Origin of the sequence: Blastochloris sulfoviridis (genome assembly GCF_008630065.1) — a bacterium.
GTDB classification, from domain to species: domain Bacteria; phylum Pseudomonadota; class Alphaproteobacteria; order Rhizobiales; family Xanthobacteraceae; genus Blastochloris; species Blastochloris sulfoviridis.
Genome location: NZ_VWPL01000001.1, coordinates 100,246 through 118,374 on the forward strand (window position 1 = coordinate 100,246; position 18,129 = coordinate 118,374).

Here is an 18,129-nt window from a genome sequence, read left to right on the forward strand (position 1 = left end):
CTTGCGCCCTACCAAACGTGCCCGGGACGACACCCTTTTACCCCACCGTCTCGCGGCGGCCGATGATCGAGAAGCGCAGCAGGGTCGACAGCCAGTCGATCACCGCGACGGTGGCGAGGATCATCAGCACCAGCGCCGAGACGTGCTGGAACTCCAGCGTGCGGATCTGCTCGGCGAGATGAAGGCCGATGCCGCCGGCGCCGACGATGCCGATAATGGTGGCCGAGCGCGTGTTGGACTCGAAATAGTACAGCACCTGGCTCGCGATCACCGGCGCCACCTGCGGCCACAGGCCGAAGCGGATCGCCGCCAGCCGGCCGCCGCCGGCCGACGCCACGCCCTCGACGGGGCGCGGATCGGCCGCCTCGATCGCCTCGGAGAACAGCTTGCCGAACGCGCCGAAATTGGCCGAGGCCACCGCCAGGACGCCGGCGAACGGGCCGAGCCCCACCACATTGACCCAGATCAGCGCCCAGATCAGCTCGTCGACGCCGCGCACGGTGTCGAGGAAACGGCGCGACAGGAAGTGGATGACGAACTGCGGCACCACATTCTCGGCCGCCAGGAAGCCGACGGCGATCGCCGGCACCGCCGCAAGCAAGGTGCCGAGCAGCGCGATCGCCACCGTCTCGGCGAGCGCGTGCAGATAGATCATGAAGGTCGCCCAGTTGCCGGTCGAGGGCGGCACCATGAACACGACGAACTCGCCGAGCCTGAACAGGCCCTGGACGAACCGGCGGCCGTCGAACTCCAGCACCACGATGCCGAGCGCGAACAGCCCCAGCATGGCGGCGATCACCAGCACCGTCGCGATGCGCGCCCGCGTCACCCGGCGAAACAGCGCGGGGTGGCGGGCGGCCGCCGCCGTGGGGTCGGCGCTGAGCCGCGGACGCCTGGCCATCACGCGCGCTCCAGCCCGAGCAGCGCATGGCGCAGCCGCTCGGTTGCGAGGTCGATCACCATCACCGTGCCGACGATCAGCACCAGGAGCGCGCTGACGTCGGAATAATAGAACTTGCGGATCGCCTCGATCAGGTCCTGGCCGATGCCGCCGGCCCCGACGAAGCCCATCACCGCCGCGCCGCGCACATTGACCTCGAAGCGCAGCAGCGCGTAGCTGGCGAAGTTCGACAGCACCTGCGGCAGCGCCGCGAAGCGCACCACCTCCACCCACGAGCCGCCATTGGCCTTGACGCCGTCCACCGGCCTCATGTCGATGTTCTCGACAACCTCGCAGAACAGCTTGCCGAGCGCGCCGGTGGAATGCACCGCCAGGGCCAGCACGCCCGGCACCGGCCCGAGCCCGAAGGCGATGACGAAGATCAGCGCGAACACCATCTCCGGCACGGTGCGGCAGACTTCGAGAAAGCGCTTGGTGGCGAAGCGCACGACCGCGCTGCCCATCAGGTTGCGGGCGGCGAAGAAGCACAGCATGAAGCCGCCGAGGGCGCCCATCAGCGTGCCCATATAGGCGATCAGCAGCGTCTCGCCGAGCAGCCAGAGCCAGCGCCTGAGGCCCCAGAACCACTCCCCGACATCCGACAGCACGATCGCGCCGCTGTCCAAGTGGGCGAGCCGCCCCACATAGTCGCCGAAGCGGTGGAGATTGGCGCCGAACTTGCCGAGATCGACCTCGCCGACCTGCGCCGCGATGGCGACCGCAACTGCGAGAATCGCGAAGCCCAGAATGGTCTGGCGCCGCTTGGCGGCGATGGCGCCGTCATAGGCGCGCATCATCGCGTCAAGCTGCGTGTCGCTCAGGCGGGTGATCGAGGGCGCCATCGAATCCTGTCGGGTTTCCGGAAGCCGCTCGGCCTCTATCTTCCCTCTCCCCCTGCGGGAGAGGGTGGCGAGGCCGAGCGAATGCGAGGTCGAGCCGGGTGAGGGGTAAACCCTGACTCACCTTTGAAGATTCACCCCTCACCCGCCTCGCGATCCAAAGATCGCTCGGCACCCTCTCCCGCAAGGGGAGAGGGAAGGACGTGATCTCTGCGCGGCGAGCGAAGCTCTGCCACTCCTGTCCGCACGCGTCAGCGGCGGCCCGGATGGTCCGGACCGCCGCCAGGCAGGGTGCGGCGAGGATCAGGACCGCTTCTGCTTGCGCAGCTCGTCGACGAACTTGATCAGCTCGACGACCGGCAGATAGGCTGAATGGTCGACCGGCTGCCAGGGCTGGCGCTTGCCCTCATAGATCTGGTTGAAGGCATCTTTGTCCGCCGCAAACTTGAAGAACGCTGTGCGGATCTTCGCCTTGAGATCATCCGGCAGGTCGGAGAGATAGGCGAACGGCGAGTTCACGATCAGGTCGGAGACGAAGATGATGCGGTAGTCGTCATACTTCGCCATGCCCTTGCGCTCCATGCGGCGCAGGCTGGATTCGTTCTCGTCGTTCCACCAGTTGGCGGCGACGTCCACCGTGCCCTGCTGCAGCGCGATCACCGCATTCTCGTGGCTGCCGGTGTAGACCACCTTGCCGAAGAATTTCTCGGGATCGATGTTCATCTTGCTGAGGGCATAGCGCGGCACGTTGTTGCCCGAGGTCGAGTTGGGATCGACCAGGCCGAGATTCTTGCCCTTCAGGTCGTCGACCTTCTGGAAGGGCGAATCCTTCCTCACATAGAACACCGAGTGATAGCCCTTGGTGCCATCCTGGTTGACCTCGATGGCGAAGGGCTCGGTCTTGACGCCGGTCATCGCGGCGCGGGCGTAGGAGGCCGGGCCGTAATAGGCGATGTGGATGTTGCCGGCGCGCTGGCCCTCGATGATCGCGGCATAGTCGTTGGCGAGACGCAGCGTGACCTTGGTGCCGAGCTCCTTCGAGAGATACTCGGCGAACGGCGTCCAGCGGTTGGTGACGCCGGAGGCGTTCTCCTCGGGGATCAGGGCGAAGACCAGCTCGGGGTACTTCGCCTTCCAGTCCTGGGCGAGCGCGGTGTTGGCCGTGACGGCCAGCGCCGCGCCAGCGAGAATGAGCGTACGTCGATTGAGCATCGAGGCCTCCTGTCGAAGCAAATTCGGGAACTCGGGCGGGAACGAGAACTCAGGCGAGAACCGGCTGCGGCAGCGCCGCCGGCAGCGTGTCGGGGGCGGGCCCCGCATCCATCACCTCGCCAGCCTCCAGGCCGTAGAGGTCGCGGGCGACCGTGTCGGTCAGCGCCTCGGGCGCGCCGTCGAACACCACGCGGCCGGCGGCCATGCCGACCAGGCGGTCGCAATAGAGGCGGGCGATGTCGAGCGAGTGCAGATTGCACAGCACGGTGATGCCGTAGTGCTTGTTGATGCGCAAAAGCGCGTCCATCACCGTCTTGGTGTTGCGCGGATCGAGCGAGGCGATCGGCTCGTCGGCCAGGATGATGCGCGGCTCCTGCACCAGGGCGCGGGCGATGGCCACACGCTGCTGCTGGCCGCCGGAGAGCGAATCGGCGCGCTGGGCGGCGACCTGGGCGATATCGAACTGGTCGAGCGCGGAGAGCGCGACCGCCTTCTCCTCATGCGTCCACAGCTTGAGCAGCGAGCGCCAGCCGGGCGTGCGCTGCAGCCGGCCGAGCAGCACGTTGGTGAGCACGTCGAGCCGGCCGACCAGGTTGAACTGCTGGAAGATCATCGCGCAGTCGGCGCGCCAGCAGTGGAGCCGCCGGCCGGCGAGCCGCGTCACATCCTGGCCGTCGACCAGGATGCGGCCGGCGCTCGGCTCGGCGAGGCGGTTGACCATGCGCAGCAGCGTCGACTTGCCGGCGCCCGAACGGCCGATGATGCCGACGAAGCCGCCGGCCGGGATTTCCAGCGAAACATCGGCGACTGCGTAGATGTCGCCATAGCGCTTCGACAGGCCGTCCAGGACCAGCACACCATCCTCCGCCGCACCGCGTCTTGTCCTGCAAGCAGTAGCCACGCCCTGCGACAGACGCATGACGGCGGGCAGGCATCAGAATTTGCGCGCATGCCAGAGATTTGCCGGCGTCGGAGTGGCGGTTGTCGTCGAACCGTCACGCGGCCGTGGCACGCATCGGGCCCGTTTGTGACGCGAGTCCGCCATGACATGCCTGCCATGACACGCCTGTCCGAGACGCCCCTGATCGACCCCACCGCCACGCTGCGCGAGTGCCGGCTCGGCCGCTACACCTCGGTCGGCGCCCGCACCAGCCTGTTGGAGACCACGCTCGACGACTACTCCTACATCGTCGATGACGGCGAGGTCGCCTACACCACCACCGGCAAGTTCTGCTCCATCGCCGCCATGGTGCGGATCAATCCGGGCAATCACCCGATGACGCGCGCGGCCCAGGCGCACTTCACCTACCGCGCCTCCTATTATTTCGAGGGCGAGGCCGACGAGGCCGAGTTCTTCGCGTGGCGGCGCAGCTTTCCGGTCATCCTCGGCCACGATGTGTGGATCGGCCATGGCGCCGTCATCCTGCCCGGCCGCTCGATCGGCACCGGCGCGGTGGTGGCGGCGGGGGCCATCGTCACCAAGGATGTCGCGCCCTACACCATCGTCGCCGGCAATCCGGCACGGCCGCTGCGGCAGCGCTTTCCCGAGGCGATCGCCGAGCGGCTGATGCGGCTCGCATGGTGGGACTGGGACCACGAGCGGCTGCGCGCCGCCTTGCCGGATTTCCGCGCGCTCGGCGTCGAGGCGTTTCTCGACAAGCACGAAGCCGCAGCGTAAAGCGCCGCCATGGCTGCCCGCTACGCGCTCTATTTCGCCCCACTCGCCGACCGCCCGCTGTGGGATTTCGGCTCCGCCACCATCGGCTGGGATGCCGAGACGGCTGCCGAGCGCCCTGCCCGGCCGCCCACCCAGGCGCTCGTGCCCGGCTGGGCGGAGGCCACCGCCGAGCCACGGCGCTACGGCTTCCACGCCACGCTGAAGGCGCCGTTCGCGCTCGCCGAGGGCACGCGCGCCGAAGACCTGCTGGCCGCGGCCGAGGCGTTCGCGGCCGCCCCCCGCCCGGTCCCGCAGCTTCGCCTCGACGTGCGCATCCTCGCCGGCTTCGTGGCGCTGGTGCCCGAGGAACCGAGCGCCGCGCTCGATGCGCTGGCCGCCGCCTGCGTGCGCGACTTCGACCGCTTCCGCCGGTCGCTCACGCCGGCCGAGCGCGCCCGCCGTTCGCCGGAGCGCCTGTCGCCGCGGCAGGCCGAATATCTCGACCGCTGGGGCTATCCGTTCGTGTTCGAGGAGTTCCGCTTCCACATGACGTTGACCGGCCGGCTGCCGCCCGACGAAGCGGAGGCGGCGCGCGCGGCGCTGGCGGCCGCCCACCAGCAGGCCTGCGGCGACGGCCTCACCGCGGTCTCGACCCTGGCGGCATTCGTCCAGCCGAGCCCGGGCGAGCGCTTCCGCATCCTCGCCGCGTGGCCGCTGCGGGCGAGGTGAGACGAAGCGTCGGCTTGATCAGCCGGAAACCGTATCAATCCGCCGTCTCGGCGGCGATCCAGGCGAGATAGCCCGGCTCGCCGCCGGTCACCGGCACCACCAGAATGGCCGGCGTGTCATAGGGATGGCGGGCCCTGATGGCGATGGCCACCGCCTCGGTGCGGGCGGCGCGGGTCTTGACGATCATCACCGTCTCGGTCGCCCGCTCGACCGCGCCCTGCCAGCGATAGACCGAGCGAACGCCCGGCAGAATGTTGACGCAGGCCGCAAGCCCGGCCTCGACCAGCGCCGCGCCGGCCGCTTCCGCCTCGACAACCGAAGGCCACGTCGTATAGACGAGTGCCGCCTGATCCATGGACCTCTCTCCCCGGCGCCGCTGCGGCGAACCTGCCGGATGCGGCCATTGCAATGCCTCAGTCACCCCGACGCTACGACAGGATTGCGTTCGTCGCGAGCCAGGCGTCCGACGCCCAGGCCGCGCTGGCGCGCTTTCAGAGACGCTACGGCTCCACCAACCCGGACGATGCCGACGTGGTGGTGGCGCTCGGCGGCGACGGGCTGATGCTGCAGACGCTGCACCGGTTCATGGGCAAGGCGACGCCGATCTATGGCATGCATTGCGGCTCGGTCGGCTTCCTGATGAACGATTTCGTCGAGGACGACATCGTCGCGCGCCTCGCCGCGGCCGAGCCGACCTGCATCCACCCGCTGGTGATGACGGCGCACGACATCGCCGGCCGGGTGCTGACCGCCAACGCCATCAATGAGGTGTCGCTGCTGCGCCAGTCCTACCAGGCGGCCAAGCTGCGCATCTCGGTGGACGGCAAGGTTCGGCTTGCCGAGCTGATCTGCGACGGCATCCTGGTCGCCACCCCGGCGGGGTCGACCGCCTACAATCTGTCGGCGCACGGGCCGATCCTGCCGCTCGACTCGCCGCTGCTGGCGCTGACGCCGCTGTCGGCGTTCCGGCCGCGCCGCTGGCGCGGCGCCATCCTGCCCTATCGCGCCGAGGTCGGCATCGAGGTGCTGGAGGCCGACAAGCGCCCGGTCAGCGCCGCGGCCGACCATGTGGAAGTGCGCAGCGTGCTGCAGGTGTGGGTGCGCATGGACCTCACCACCTCGCTGACCATGCTGTTCGATCCCGGCCACAGCCTCGACGAGCGGATCCTGCGCGAGCAGTTCGGCACCTGACCGCCGGCCCGCCTGATGATCCCCGGCGCCAACCAGACCATGGTGCACGGATCCTTAACGGTTGGTTGTTAGCGTGCCGCACGGTCCGGTCGGCAGCCCCTCCATGTATCGTATCGAATTCAACCGACTTCGTTTTCTGGTGATCGACGACAACGCCCACATGCGGCGGATTGTCCGCACCCTGCTGCATGGCTACGGCGCGCGCGAGGTGTACGAAGCCGAGGACGGCGCCGCCGGCCTCGAAGCCTTCACCTCCTACACGCCGGACATCGTCATTACCGACTGGGCGATGCCGATCTTCGACGGGCTCGAACTGACGTCGATGATCCGCCAGCCCGGCGCCAACGCCAACCCCTACGTGCCGATCATCATGCTCACCGGCCACAGCGAGAAGCGCCGGGTGATCGAGGCGCGCGATTCCGGCGTCACCGAGTTCCTGTGCAAGCCGATCTCGGCGCGCGCGCTCTACCAGCGCATCCTCAACGTGGTGGTCAATCCGCGTCCCTTCATCAAGACCAAGACGTTCTTCGGGCCGGACCGCCGCCGCAACGTCAATCCGAACTATGTCGGCCCGGAGCGGCGCAAGGGCGGCAAGGCGGAGGTCATCAAGGCCCAGCCGCTGCTCGAAAAGCTGCGCGCGCCCACGTGACCCTCGGGACGCGAACGTCATGAGCAAATCGAAGTCCGATGAGACGGTGACGGCCTTCCCCGATCACGACGTGATCGTGCCGAGGAAGAACCTCAAATCGTTCGCCCAGAAGGTCTCGGCCGACGAATCCGAGTTCGATTGGGAGGCGATCGAGCGGGCCGAGGCGGCGCTGAACGAACTGTCGCCCGAGTTCGACGGCTGGATGGTCTCCGAGTGCGACCGGCTGGAAGCCGCGCGCAAGCTGCTCACCGCCGGCGGCCTGTCGAAGGGAACGACGCAGGTGCTGTTCCGCGCCGCGCACGACATCAAGGGCGAAGGCGCCACCTTCGGCTTTCCGCTCGCCGCGCGGATCGCCGACAGCCTGTGCCGGCTGGTGTTCCATACGCCCAAGCCGGCGGCGCTGCCGCTCGACCTGATCGACAGCCACGTCGCCGCCATCCGGGCGGTGGTGCGCGAGAACGTCCGCGGCGACGATGATCCGATCGCCTGCGAGGTGGCCGACCATCTGCGCGCCCTGACGGACAGCTTCCTCAGGGACCAGCACAGGGACGACCCCGAGTGGCTGGCCGAATACGGCACGCCCTCGATCGTGCCGGAGTGACGCCGGGCTGAGCCTTGTCTCCGGCCATCATCCCGAACGAGGCTGAAGCCGAGACCCGGGTTCGCTTCTCTTTGTGCCTCGTCATCCCGGACGGCGCGCAGCGCCGATCCGGGATCGTCATCCGGAAGGGGCATTCCGTCCTGAAAACGATCCCGGGTCGCGGGCCTTCGGCCCTTGCCCGGGACGACAGCGGGGCCTCGTCATCCCGGACGGTGCGCAGCGCCGATCCGGGATCGTCATCCGGAAAAGGGCCCCCATCCTGCAGACGGTCCCGGGTCGCGGGCCTTCGGCCCTTGCCCGGGACGACGCCCTTGCACGGGCTGTCGCGCCTGATGCCCCTCAGGCCGCCTCGTCCAGATCGGCCTCTTCCAGATCGGCGGTGAAGGCCCGCGCCTCCTCGCGCGCGGCTTCCGCGGCGTAGCGGCGCAGCAGCGCGAAATAGCTGTCGAGCTGGCGGGGATCGTTGCCGCGATAGTGCGTCAGCACCCGCTCCACCATGCGCCGGCGCAACTGTGCCGCCGCCAGCGGATCGTGGGCCGTGCCCATCTCGTGCAGTGCCGCCAGCACCGCGCGGAACAGCGGCTCGGCCGAGGCCGGCAGGCCGGCCTTGAGATAGAGCGGCGCGAAGGTGGCGAAGCTGCGGTCGTCGAGGATGGCGGCCACCCGCGACAGTCGGAAGCCGGACAGCTCGGCCAGCGCCGCCTCGAACAGGGCCCGATTGCCGCCAAGCAGCGCGCGCAGCAGCAGGCCGGCGGTGAGCTGCCCGGTACCGCGCAAATGGCGGACCAGCTCCAGCGTCTGGTCGCCCCCGGCATTGCGGGCGATCGTCACCGTGGTGCGCTCGCAGGCCTCGCGCGCGACGCGCGCCGCCGCCGCAGGTTCGAGCCAGGCGCGCTCCGACACGAACATGGCGAGCGCGCCCGCCGTCTTGGCCACCAGCGACTGGCGCAGCGTCGGCGTCAGATCGGGCCGCGCCAGCAGGATTTCGCGGACCGTGCCGGCATGGCCATGCCGGGCGATGAGCCGTTCGAGCGAGGCTTCGTCGATGTCGGCGCCCTCGTTCCCGATCAGCACGCGGCAGATTTCGGCGTCGGCGACCTCGATGATGACGGCGGAGACCGATTCGGGCACCCAGGGGCGGGCCGCCACCGCGGCCCTGAGCCCGGGCCGGCCGGCGCGGACGATCTCGATCAGCTCGATCTCCAGCAGCACCGGCGAGCGTTCCACCACGATGGCGGCGATGTCGGCGGCATCGTGCGCCAGCGCCAGGATGATGTCGTGCGGCGCATCGGCGCTGCGGCCCAGCGCCTCGGCGAGCGCGCGGCGTACCACCGGAGCGCGGTCGTCGAGCATCAGGGTCAGCGCCGCCTGGGCGGCCTTCCGGTCATGCTCGGAGAAATCGGAATAGAGATAGGCGCGGGCCAGCGCCGCGGTGGCCTCGGCGCGGTCCCCCGGCTGCGCAGTGCGAACCCATTGCAGGAATCGGCGAACGATCATCCCGAAACACCAATCGAGGTGGCAACCGCATCCACGCTAGGGGTGCGGGCTTAACAAAGCGTTCACCGTGAATTTTAAGAGTTTGGAGGGACTATTCCCGCGTGTCGACGCCCGAGGCGCGGGCGAAGGTGCCGAGATCGAGCGGCCGGCCGGCGTCGCCCGAGGTCTTGCCGGCACCCGCCGCATAGGCCGCACGCGCCGTCTGCGGCACCCACAGCGCGCGCACATCGGCGGTGGCCGGGCCGGTGCGTTCGGTCTGGAACAGGCCATGGAAGGCGAAGGGCAGCGGCGGCTCCGCCGGCTCGGGCGCGAGGCCGAGCGCCGCGCTTCCCTGCGATGCGGAGGCGGGCGCCGTGGCGGCGGCCGTCACCGGGTTGCCCGCGGCCGGGCTGGTCGTGGTCTCGGTGCCGTGCTGCTTGACCAGCACGGCATAGACCTCCGCCGCCGAGCGGGCGCGGCCGGACTTGTCGTAGAAGATCGGCCGGTTGGCGGCGGCGGCTTCCGGAAACACCGTGTCCGCGCGCGCGGCGGGCTGCGTGGCGGCGAGGTCGAGGAATTTCCGCGCCCCGGCCGAGCCGAAGAAATGGGCGACATAGAGCTCGCCATCGGTCGGCTGGCGGCCGAGCAAGGCACGCAGATCGGCGGCGTTGCGGTTGGTGAAGGCGCCGGCCATCACCGCATTGGCGGTCGGGTCCTCCCGCAGCGCCATCACCTGCCGCTTGAGCGCCGGATCGGCGATGTCGAGATTGCCCGAGGGCGTGCGGGTGATGGCGGCGGCATAGTCGCCATAGCCGTAGCGGGCACCATCGGCCTTCAACGTCTCCAGCCAGGTGTCGTCGAGGAACTGGAACAGGCCGGTGGCTGAGGAGGTCTTCGACTTCAGCGCCGGGTCGAGGTCGGACTCGCGCCGCGCCGTCTTGAGCAGATAGTCGAAGCTGGTGCCGGTGGTTTCACTGGCCGTTTGCAGGGCGCCCATCACTCCGGACGCGCCGCCGGCCGGGGCCGGCTGGGGCACGGCCGGCGCCGGGCTGGGAGCCTGTGCCTTCGGCGTGGTGAAGAGAAACATGGCGTCCACCGCTGCGTCTCCCCAATTCGTCGCCGGAGGGTCGAGGCCGGCACGCCCGCCACGACACGATGCGCGTGACGGTGCGGCGGTTATGGTAAACGCATGGTTAACGCCAACGGCGGCACAAGCTGGCCGTTCGCTCCGCTCGCGGACTTTCGTGAAATCTTTGATTTCGGATAAGAAAATCTGCGATGGTCAACGGCCCCACGCGTCAGCGTTCGGGGCCGTTGGAATAATGGAGCATTTTCCGAACAAGTGGATACCGGTTGTGCGAAAGAAAATGCGACAAACCAGAAACTTAGAGCGTCCGATCTGATGCAGTCAGATCGGATCACGCTCTAGCGCCCCGTACCGCGGGCGGCGGCGTGGCCAAGCAACGGGACAATCAGGGAGGAGCGAATCATGGGCGAGCGGCACTGGCGCGGCGGCATGTGGCTGGAGGACTTCGAGGTCGGCACCACCATCCGCCACCGCCTCACCCGCACGTTGACCGAGACGGACAACATGCTGTTCTCCAACATGACGCTGAACCCGCAGCCGCTGCACATCGACCGGCACTTCTGCGAGCGCGAGACCGAGTGGGGCCAGCCGCTGGTCAATTCGCTGTTCACGCTGGGGCTGATGATCGGCATCTCGGTGAACGACCTCACCAACGGCACGACCATCGCCAATCTCGGCATGACCGACGTGCGCTTCCCCGCGCCGCTGTTCCACGGCGACACGCTGCGCGCCGAGACCACCGTGCTGGCGGTGCGCGAATCCAAGTCGCGGCCGGATGCCGGCATCGTCGAGCTCCACCACCGCGCCTATAACCAGGACGACATCCTGGTGGCCGAGTGCCGGCGCCAGGCCTTCATGAAGAAGCGGCCGGCGTGACATGCGCTCGCTGCTGTTCGTTCCGGGCGACAGCCCGCGCAAGCTGGCCAAGGCGCTGGAGACCGGCGCCGACGCGCTGATCATCGACCTCGAGGACTCGGTGGCGCCCGACGCCAAGGCCGCGGCGCGGGTGGCGACCGCCGGCTTCCTGCGCGAGGCGGTGCCGCTGGCGGCGCGCCCCCGTCTCTATGTGCGGGTGAACGCGCTGGGCTCCGGCCTGGTCGACGAAGACCTCGACGCGGCGATGGCGGCGCGCCCGGACGGCGTCATGCTGCCCAAGGCCGAGCACGGCCGCGACGTCGTCCATCTCGGCGCCAAGCTCGCCGCGCGCGAGGCGCTGGCCGACATCCCGGCCGGCGCCACCCGGATTCTCGCCATCGCCACCGAGACGGCCGCCGCCCTGTTCGGCCTCGGCACCTATGCCGGCGCCTCCGACCGGCTGGCCGGCCTCGCCTGGGGCGGCGAGGATCTCTCCGCCGACCTCGGCGCCGAGACCAACCACGACGATTCCGGGCGCTGGACCTCGCCCTATCTTCTCGCCCGCAACCTCTGCCTCGCCGGGGCGGCGGCGGCGCGGGTGCTGGCGATCGACACGGTGTTCGTGGATGTGCGCGACGAGGCCGGATTGCGGGTGGAGGCGGAGGCCGCGCGGCGCGACGGCTTCTCGGCTAAGATGGCCATCCACCCCGGCCAGGTCAGCGTTATCAATGCGGTATTCACGCCCTCTGAGACGGCGGTTGAAGAGGCGCGCCGCGTGATCGCCGCCTTCGCGGCGGCGGGCGACGCCGGGGTGACCACGCTCGACGGCCGGATGCTGGACCGGCCGCACCTGCTGCGGGCGAAACGGGTGCTGGAAAGGGCGGGAAGCAACCAATAACACGCTTGGATTGAGCCTCAAGACTGCGCTATCTTGACGTTATGCCCACGCTCAAGCGCATCCGTGATCCTGTCCATGGTTTGATCGTATTTGACCTTGAAAAGGAGGTCGACAAAGCCGCTTGGCGGTTGATCGACACATCAGAGTTCCAGCGTCTTCGTCGTATCAAGCAGCTCGGCGTGTCAGAGTTCACCTTTCCCGGCGCGACGCATACTCGGTTTTCTCACTCTATTGGCGTATTCCACGTCGCACGGTGCCTGATGAAGGTCGCAGAAAAGGGGCTACCTGCGACGGAGTGGAATCATCAACGGGAACGAACTGCTCTTCTCGCAGCCTTACTGCATGATATCGGCCACGGGCCCTTCAGCCACGCATTCGAAAACGTCGAAAAGGAACGTCTTGGTTCTCGCGGTAGTTACAAAAATCACGAGACCTGGACGGCCGAGATCATTGCCTCACGCGCGCGGTCCATTCGACCTGCTCTTGAAAAGGTGTTCGGGGGCGGAGGCGGTATCGCCGACGACATCGCGGAGTTGCTCACTCGTCCCCCAACCGACATCTATGCCGCAATCGTGTCGAGTTCGTTCGACGCCGATCGCCTTGATTATCTCAGGCGAGATCGTCTGATGACCGGTTCAGGTGCAGGTGCCATCGATTTCGACTGGCTCGTCGACAATCTCCGTGTTGTTCGTGCAAAAATTGGAATCGGCGAAGGTGAAACCGACGAAGGTGAGCCAACGACGATCCAGACTTTCGCGTTTGAAGAGAAGGCGCTCCAAGCCGTGGAGGCGTTTATCCTCGCGCGGTACCATCTCTATTCACAAGTTTATTTTCATCGGGTGACTCGCGGCATCGAGATGACACTGTCGGCTTTTCTCCGCAGCATCGCGGTCCTCGTGGCGAACGGACGGGCACAGGAACTGCCGGTACACGAGCGGAACCCGCTGGTCGCCTATTTCGCTGCGGTCGAGCCAACGCTCGCACTGTACCTCGCTCTCGACGACGCCGTGGTCTGGAACATGATTGAAGCCTGTGCCGATAACGGTCCCGAGGACGTCCGCGTCCTCGGGCGCGATATCCGTGACCGCAAGCTGCGGAAGGCAATCGAGATCGACATGGTCAACACGACGGATCTCGATCGTCTGCGAAAGGGCTTTATCGACAACGATCTCAAATCCTCGATTGGACAGACGATATTCCGAGACGCAGTTTCGCTCTCGATCTATAAGGACGCCCAGCGTGAGGATATCCCGGCCCACAAACGTGTGTTCGTGAAACGGGCCGATGGCAACGTTGTCGACATTGCCGCGTTGTCGAAGGCGGTGGCCGCATTGACCGAAGACCAAAATGTGCTCAGGTATTATTTTGCAGATTGGCGTCAGTACGATTCGGCTCTGAAATGCGCGGGAGAAACCAATGGCGAAGCTCGATGACGTGGTGGTCGGCATCGTCGCCCTCGCGGGAGGCGAGCTCATCGGCCGCATCCGCCTGCAGAAAATTGTCTATCTGCTGGAGCAGAAGGGCCTGAACAGCGGCGCGAGGTTCGCGTACCATCATTATGGTCCCTATGCGGAACCGATCTCGGATGCGGTCACCGATGCCAAATTCTGGGGACGGCTGAAAGAGACAATGGCGTTCCGTCAGGTCGATGGCGCGCCGTTCAGCAAGTTTTCGACCGAGGAAGCCCCGACCCGACTCGGTGCGATCGACATCGATCAGGCTCGCCCACTGGTTCAGAAACTCGCGGGCGAGACCTCGACAGTTCTCGAGCTCGCCGCGACCATCCATTGGCTCGCGACCCAGGAGCAGGAGCAGGTGCCAGATTGGCGAGCGGAGCTTGAACGCCGGAAGCCCGGCAAGACAGGCTCCGGTCGGCGGGAACGCGCCTTGGCGTTGCTCAAAGAACTGGAACTCGCTCCGACCGACGCTTAAGTGCGGTCGAGAGATTCCTGCTTTCCCGTCTTCTCCTTGCCCTCTCCACTCTTTGGCGGCTGCGATCTAAAAGGGCAGCGCTGTCCTCCCCTCCCGCCTATTCCCCGCCGCGATCACGGCGCAGCTTGGCCCAGTAGTCGAGCCGCTTCTTCAACTCGCGCTCGAAGCCGCGCTCGACCGGCCGGTAGAAGCTTTGCCGGCCAAGCTCGTCCGGGAAATAGTCCTGGCCGGAGAAGCCTTCGGCCGTGTCGTGGTCGTAGGCGTAGCCGGCGCCGTAGCCCTCCTCCTGCATCAGCTTGGTCGGTGCATTGAGGATGTGCTTGGGCGGCATGAGAGATCCCGCCTGCTTGGCGACGCGGCGGGCGGCACCGAACGCCTTGTAGGCGGCGTTCGATTTCGGCGCGGTGGCCATGTAGATCACCGCCTCGGCGATCGCCAACTCGCCCTCCGGCGAGCCGAGGAAGTCGTAGGCATCCTTGGCGGCGTTGGCGACGACCAGCGCCTGCGGGTCAGCCAGCCCGATGTCCTCCACCGCCATGCGCACGATGCGCCGCGCCAGGAACAGCGGCTCCTCGCCGGCATCGAGCATGCGCGCCAAGTAATACAAGGCCGCATCCGGATCCGAGCCGCGCACCGATTTATGCAGCGCCGAGATGAGGTTGTAGTGACCTTCTCGATCCTTGTCGTAGATCGGGGCGCGCCGCTGCACCACGCCGGCGAGGCCGGCGGTATCGAACGTCTCGCCCGGCTTGGCGGCGCGCCAGACCTCCTCGGCCAGCGTCAGGGCGGCGCGGCCGTCGCCATCGGCCATGCCGATCAGCGCAACCCGCGCCGCATCGTCGAGCGGAAGCGGCTTTCCCTCGATATTCTCGGCTCTTGCGAGGAGATGCTCAATTGCTGTCTTATCCAACGGCTGGAACGTCAGCACCCGCGCCCGCGACAGCAGCGCGGCATTGAGCTCGAAGGACGGGTTCTCGGTGGTGGCGCCGACCAGCGTCACCGTGCCGTCCTCGACCACCGGCAGGAAGGCATCCTGCTGGGCGCGATTGAAGCGGTGGATCTCGTCGACGAACAGCAGCGTGCCCTGCCCGACCTGCCGCCGGCCGCGCGCGGCCTCGAACACCTTCTTGAGGTCGGCGACGCCGGTGAAGATCGCCGAGATCTGCTCGAAGTGCAGGTCGGTCTCCTGGGCGAGCAGGCGCGCCACCGTGGTCTTGCCGGTGCCGGGCGGCCCCCAGAAGATCAGCGAGCCGAGCGAGCGGGAGGCCAGGAGGCGCGTCAGCGCCCCGTCCGGCCCGACCAGATGGTCCTGGCCAACAACCTCGGCGAGCGTCTTCGGGCGCAGCTTGTCGGCCAGCGGCCGCGGCGCCTCCGCTTCAAGGCCCGCGGCGGTGAACAGCGAGGGCGTCGGCTCGGGGCGGCGGGGCATGGCGCGCTCCCCGCTCAGCCGGGAAGCACCATCTGGATGGCGCGGCCCTCGCGCTGCACCACCAGCCGCCACAGCCGGGCGCCGGCGCGGAAGATGCGCTCCAGCTCCTGCGGCGATCTGATGTCACGGCCATTGACCTGCAGCACCGCATCGCCGGGCTGGAAGCCGAGATTGTCGGCCGGAGAGCCAGGCTCCACCTTGACCACCACCACGACGCCCTCGCCGCCGAACGGCAGATGCAACTCGTCGGCCAGGGCCGCGTCCAGCGCCGCCACCGTGGCGCCGGCAAAGGGCGAGCGGGACCTGATGGCCACGGCGTCGCGCGAACTGCCCTCCGGCGGCGCCTCCAGGCCGATGGGGAGCGGCACCTCGTTCGCCCCGCGCCGCACGGTCAGCACCGCCCTGCCGCCGACCGGACGGGTGGCGAGCCGGAAGCCGAGCCCGTCGGGGTCGTCCACCATCTGGCCGTCGATGGCGACGACCACGTCGCCGCGCTTCAGCCCGGCCTTGGCAGCCGGCGTGCCGTTCGGCACGTCCGCCACCAGCGCGCCGGCCGGCCGCGGCAGGCCGAGGCTCTCGGCGATATCCGCCGTCACCGTCTGCAGCCGGGCGCCGAGCCAGGGCCGCTTCACCTGCTTGCCGCCGCTCTTGGCCGACTCCACCACCACCCGGACCATGTTGGACGGAATGGCGAAGCCGATGCCGTGGCTGCCGCCCGAGCGGGTAAAGATCGCCGTATTGATGCCGACCAGCCGCCCCGACATGTCGACCAGCGCGCCGCCCGAATTGCCGGGATTGATTGCGGCGTCGGTCTGGATGAAGGACTGGAAGTCGCTGATGCCCACCTGGCTGCGGGCCAGCGCCGACACGATGCCCTGCGTCACCGTCTGGCCGACGCCGAACGGATTGCCGATCGCCAGCACCAGGTCGCCGACCTGCAGCGCGTCCGAATCCGCCAGATCGATCGCCTGGAACGGCGCCCCCTCATTGACCCGCAGCACCGCGAGGTCGGTGCGCGGATCGCGCAGCACGATCTCGGCAGCCAGCTCGCGCTTGTCGGCCAGCACCACCTTCACCTCGTCCGCTCCCTCGACGACGTGGTGGTTGGTGACCACCAGCCCGCGCGGATCGACGATCACGCCCGAGCCGAGCGAGCGCTGCACCCGCTCGCGCGGCACGCCAAAGCCGCGGTCGCCGAAGAAGCGGCGGAAGAACGGGTCTTCGAAGAACGGATGGCCGCTGCCCCTGGGCGCCGACTTGAGCGCGAACACGTTGACAACGGCCGGCGAGGTCTTCGCCGCGACCGGCGCGAACGACAGCGTCACCTGCTGGCGCGACTCGGGCGCAACGCGCAAGGGCGCCTGCGCCTGTGCCGGCACCTGCACGGCCAGGGCGAAGACGGCGGCAAGGACCACGGCGCCGACGGCGGCAAGGCGGGATGGAACACCCGCCGATCCGACCGGACCGGTTGAACCGGCCAATCCCGCATGACGTTCCAAGTCGTTGAGCTGTCGCATTCTTTTTCGCAACACCCGCTCCCGCCCTTTGCAAAGACGACGTTGGCAACGCTATGACGCTGGCAACGATATAAGGTATCCGATGTCCGAAAAAAGGCGTACCCGCGCGGTGGCCGCCGGTCGCGTCCCGTGCCGGCGAGCGGACCGCCGGGCCGGACATGCCTTGCTGCGGCGCGCGCCATTCCCGCCCGGCGCCCCGGACGGCCACCCGCCGCCGCCCGCAATGCCGAGGGTGGCGCGGGTGCCGCGGCGTCGTGCGTCAGTCCGCCAGCAAGATGTTCGCGGCGACGAACGTGAAGAACAACATGCCGATCACCGAAATTGTCGCCAGGATCAGGTACAATTTCGCGGCCGCCCATTGACCGTCTTCGTTATAGATTTTGCGAAGCGTCCCCGGGACCACCGCGAGCGGTGTAATCAGCCCAAGAACGACGCCCAAGATCAGCCAATTCACCATGGATACGACTCCCCTCGTAAGGTCAGCACGGCCCTCGTGATCCGACCCTGACATCCGCCCCCGCAGATGTTCGGCCACCAGCGGCGCGGGCGAGGCCAGGAACCACGCTCTCGGACGGTGGGCAAGGATTATTGCTGTCGATGCGGGTTTGGAACGATCATCGCCGGCCGGATGCAAAAGAGGCGGCCGAAGCCGCCTCAATCCGATCATCCGATCGCAAGCACGCTCACGCCGCCGCCGCGGACTCGACCGGGCCGGAATCCTTGCCCTTGGCGGTCACGTCGCGGTCGACCAGCTCGATCACCGCCACCGGGGCGCAGTCGCCGAAGCGGAAGCCTGCCTTGACGATGCGGCAGTAGCCGCCATTGCGGCCGGCATAGCGCGGGCCGATGACGTCGAACAGCTTCTTGACCATCGCGACGTCGCGCATCTGGGCGATCGCCTGACGGCGGGCGTGCAGGTCGCCGCGCTTGCCGAGCGTGATCAGCTTCTCCACCACCGGCCGCAGGTCCTTGGCCTTGGGCAGGGTGGTGAGGATCTGCTCGTGCTTGATCAGCGCCGCAGCCATGTTGGCAAACATCGCCTTGCGGTGCTCGCTGCTGCGGTTGAATCGCCGGCCGGCCTTGCCGTGGTTCATGTTGTTCTCGACCGGAGGCCCGG

20 protein-coding genes are annotated in these 18,129 nt (G+C 68.0%); 9 read left to right on the plus strand and 11 right to left on the minus strand.

Annotated features, from left to right (window positions below):
- Nucleotides 1-37 precede the first annotated feature (37 nt).
- From phnE (F1193_RS00430) to phnC, 4 genes are all read right to left on the minus strand, one after another.
- Nucleotides 38-901, minus strand: coding sequence for a phosphonate ABC transporter, permease protein PhnE (gene phnE, locus F1193_RS00430; RefSeq protein WP_150095703.1), 864 nt, complete (start codon nucleotides 899-901; stop codon nucleotides 38-40).
- Nucleotides 901-1,782 carry a phosphonate ABC transporter, permease protein PhnE gene (gene phnE / locus F1193_RS00435; RefSeq protein ID WP_150095704.1) on the minus strand — a complete coding sequence of 294 codons (882 nt, stop codon included), beginning with the start codon at nucleotides 1,780-1,782 and terminating at the stop codon, nucleotides 901-903. Before phnE (F1193_RS00435) ends, phnE (F1193_RS00430) begins: the two co-directional genes overlap by 1 nt.
- Before the next feature lie 300 nt (nucleotides 1,783-2,082).
- The gene (gene phnD / locus F1193_RS00440; protein WP_150095705.1) at nucleotides 2,083-2,991 is read right to left on the minus strand and encodes a phosphonate ABC transporter substrate-binding protein; all 909 of its coding nucleotides are present in this window, start codon (nucleotides 2,989-2,991) and stop codon (nucleotides 2,083-2,085) included.
- A gap of 49 nt (nucleotides 2,992-3,040) precedes the next feature.
- Nucleotides 3,041-3,847, minus strand: coding sequence for a phosphonate ABC transporter ATP-binding protein (gene phnC, locus F1193_RS00445; RefSeq protein ID WP_150095706.1), 807 nt, complete (start codon nucleotides 3,845-3,847; stop codon nucleotides 3,041-3,043).
- Nucleotides 3,848-4,048: 201 nt separating this feature from the next.
- Between phnC and F1193_RS00450 the strand changes: the two genes are divergently transcribed.
- Both F1193_RS00450 and F1193_RS00455 read left to right on the plus strand, forming a co-directional pair.
- Nucleotides 4,049-4,669, plus strand: coding sequence for an LbetaH domain-containing protein (locus F1193_RS00450; RefSeq protein ID WP_150095707.1), 621 nt, complete (start codon nucleotides 4,049-4,051; stop codon nucleotides 4,667-4,669).
- A 9-nt stretch (nucleotides 4,670-4,678) separates the two neighbouring features.
- Complete coding sequence (locus F1193_RS00455; RefSeq protein WP_150095708.1) at nucleotides 4,679-5,377, plus strand: DUF1045 domain-containing protein; 699 nt, start codon at nucleotides 4,679-4,681, stop codon at nucleotides 5,375-5,377.
- A gap of 34 nt (nucleotides 5,378-5,411) precedes the next feature.
- On the opposite strand, the gene cutA is transcribed toward F1193_RS00455, so the two are convergent.
- Nucleotides 5,412-5,732: a divalent-cation tolerance protein CutA gene (gene cutA, locus F1193_RS00460; protein WP_150095709.1), complete on the minus strand. Its 321-nt coding sequence runs from the start codon at nucleotides 5,730-5,732 to the stop codon at nucleotides 5,412-5,414.
- A gap of 53 nt (nucleotides 5,733-5,785) precedes the next feature.
- On the opposite strand from cutA, the gene F1193_RS00465 reads away from it, so the two are divergent.
- The 3 genes from F1193_RS00465 (at nucleotide 5,786) to F1193_RS00475 (ending at nucleotide 7,818) form a co-directional block, all read left to right on the plus strand.
- Nucleotides 5,786-6,568 (plus strand): NAD kinase, encoded by a 783-nt coding sequence (locus F1193_RS00465; protein ID WP_150095710.1) that lies wholly within the window; start codon nucleotides 5,786-5,788, stop codon nucleotides 6,566-6,568.
- Nucleotides 6,569-6,671: 103 nt separating this feature from the next.
- Entirely contained in the window at nucleotides 6,672-7,217 is a 546-nt protein-coding gene (locus F1193_RS00470) for a response regulator (RefSeq protein ID WP_126399393.1), read from the plus strand.
- A gap of 19 nt (nucleotides 7,218-7,236) precedes the next feature.
- The gene (locus F1193_RS00475) at nucleotides 7,237-7,818 is read left to right on the plus strand and encodes an Hpt domain-containing protein (RefSeq protein WP_170263229.1); all 582 of its coding nucleotides are present in this window, start codon (nucleotides 7,237-7,239) and stop codon (nucleotides 7,816-7,818) included.
- A gap of 339 nt (nucleotides 7,819-8,157) precedes the next feature.
- Here F1193_RS00475 and F1193_RS00480 read toward each other — a convergent pair whose 3' ends face one another.
- On the minus strand, nucleotides 8,158-9,315 hold the full coding sequence (locus F1193_RS00480) for a DUF2336 domain-containing protein (RefSeq protein ID WP_150095712.1): 1,158 nt from the start codon (nucleotides 9,313-9,315) through the stop codon (nucleotides 8,158-8,160).
- A gap of 91 nt (nucleotides 9,316-9,406) precedes the next feature.
- Entirely contained in the window at nucleotides 9,407-10,381 is a 975-nt protein-coding gene (locus tag F1193_RS00485; RefSeq protein WP_425457190.1) for a lytic transglycosylase domain-containing protein, read from the minus strand.
- 402 nt (nucleotides 10,382-10,783) lie between these two features.
- Here F1193_RS00485 and F1193_RS00490 point away from each other — a divergent pair, with 402 nt between their 5' ends.
- From F1193_RS00490 to F1193_RS00505, 4 genes are read left to right on the plus strand one after another with little or no spacing between them, the layout of a single operon-like run.
- Complete coding sequence (locus F1193_RS00490) at nucleotides 10,784-11,257, plus strand: MaoC family dehydratase (protein ID WP_246164042.1); 474 nt, start codon at nucleotides 10,784-10,786, stop codon at nucleotides 11,255-11,257.
- 1 nt (nucleotide 11,258) lies between these two features.
- Nucleotides 11,259-12,134: an HpcH/HpaI aldolase/citrate lyase family protein gene (locus F1193_RS00495; RefSeq protein ID WP_150095714.1), complete on the plus strand. Its 876-nt coding sequence runs from the start codon at nucleotides 11,259-11,261 to the stop codon at nucleotides 12,132-12,134.
- 41 nt (nucleotides 12,135-12,175) lie between these two features.
- On the plus strand, nucleotides 12,176-13,567 hold the full coding sequence (locus F1193_RS00500; protein WP_150095715.1) for an HD domain-containing protein: 1,392 nt from the start codon (nucleotides 12,176-12,178) through the stop codon (nucleotides 13,565-13,567).
- A complete protein-coding gene (locus tag F1193_RS00505; RefSeq protein WP_150095716.1) occupies nucleotides 13,551-14,066 on the plus strand; it encodes a hypothetical protein in 516 nt (171 codons plus the stop codon). Before F1193_RS00500 ends, F1193_RS00505 begins: the two co-directional genes overlap by 17 nt.
- A gap of 97 nt (nucleotides 14,067-14,163) precedes the next feature.
- Here F1193_RS00505 and F1193_RS00510 read toward each other — a convergent pair whose 3' ends face one another.
- From F1193_RS00510 to rplQ, 4 genes are all read right to left on the minus strand, one after another.
- Nucleotides 14,164-15,495, minus strand: coding sequence for a replication-associated recombination protein A (locus tag F1193_RS00510; protein WP_150095717.1), 1,332 nt, complete (start codon nucleotides 15,493-15,495; stop codon nucleotides 14,164-14,166).
- Nucleotides 15,496-15,509: 14 nt separating this feature from the next.
- A complete protein-coding gene (locus F1193_RS00515; protein ID WP_246164043.1) occupies nucleotides 15,510-16,910 on the minus strand; it encodes a Do family serine endopeptidase in 1,401 nt (466 codons plus the stop codon).
- A gap of 361 nt (nucleotides 16,911-17,271) precedes the next feature.
- On the minus strand, nucleotides 17,272-17,469 hold the full coding sequence (locus tag F1193_RS00520) for a hypothetical protein (RefSeq protein ID WP_150095719.1): 198 nt from the start codon (nucleotides 17,467-17,469) through the stop codon (nucleotides 17,272-17,274).
- 226 nt (nucleotides 17,470-17,695) lie between these two features.
- On the minus strand, nucleotides 17,696-18,106 hold the full coding sequence (gene rplQ, locus F1193_RS00525) for a 50S ribosomal protein L17 (protein ID WP_150095720.1): 411 nt from the start codon (nucleotides 18,104-18,106) through the stop codon (nucleotides 17,696-17,698).
- Nucleotides 18,107-18,129: the final 23 nt, after the last annotated feature.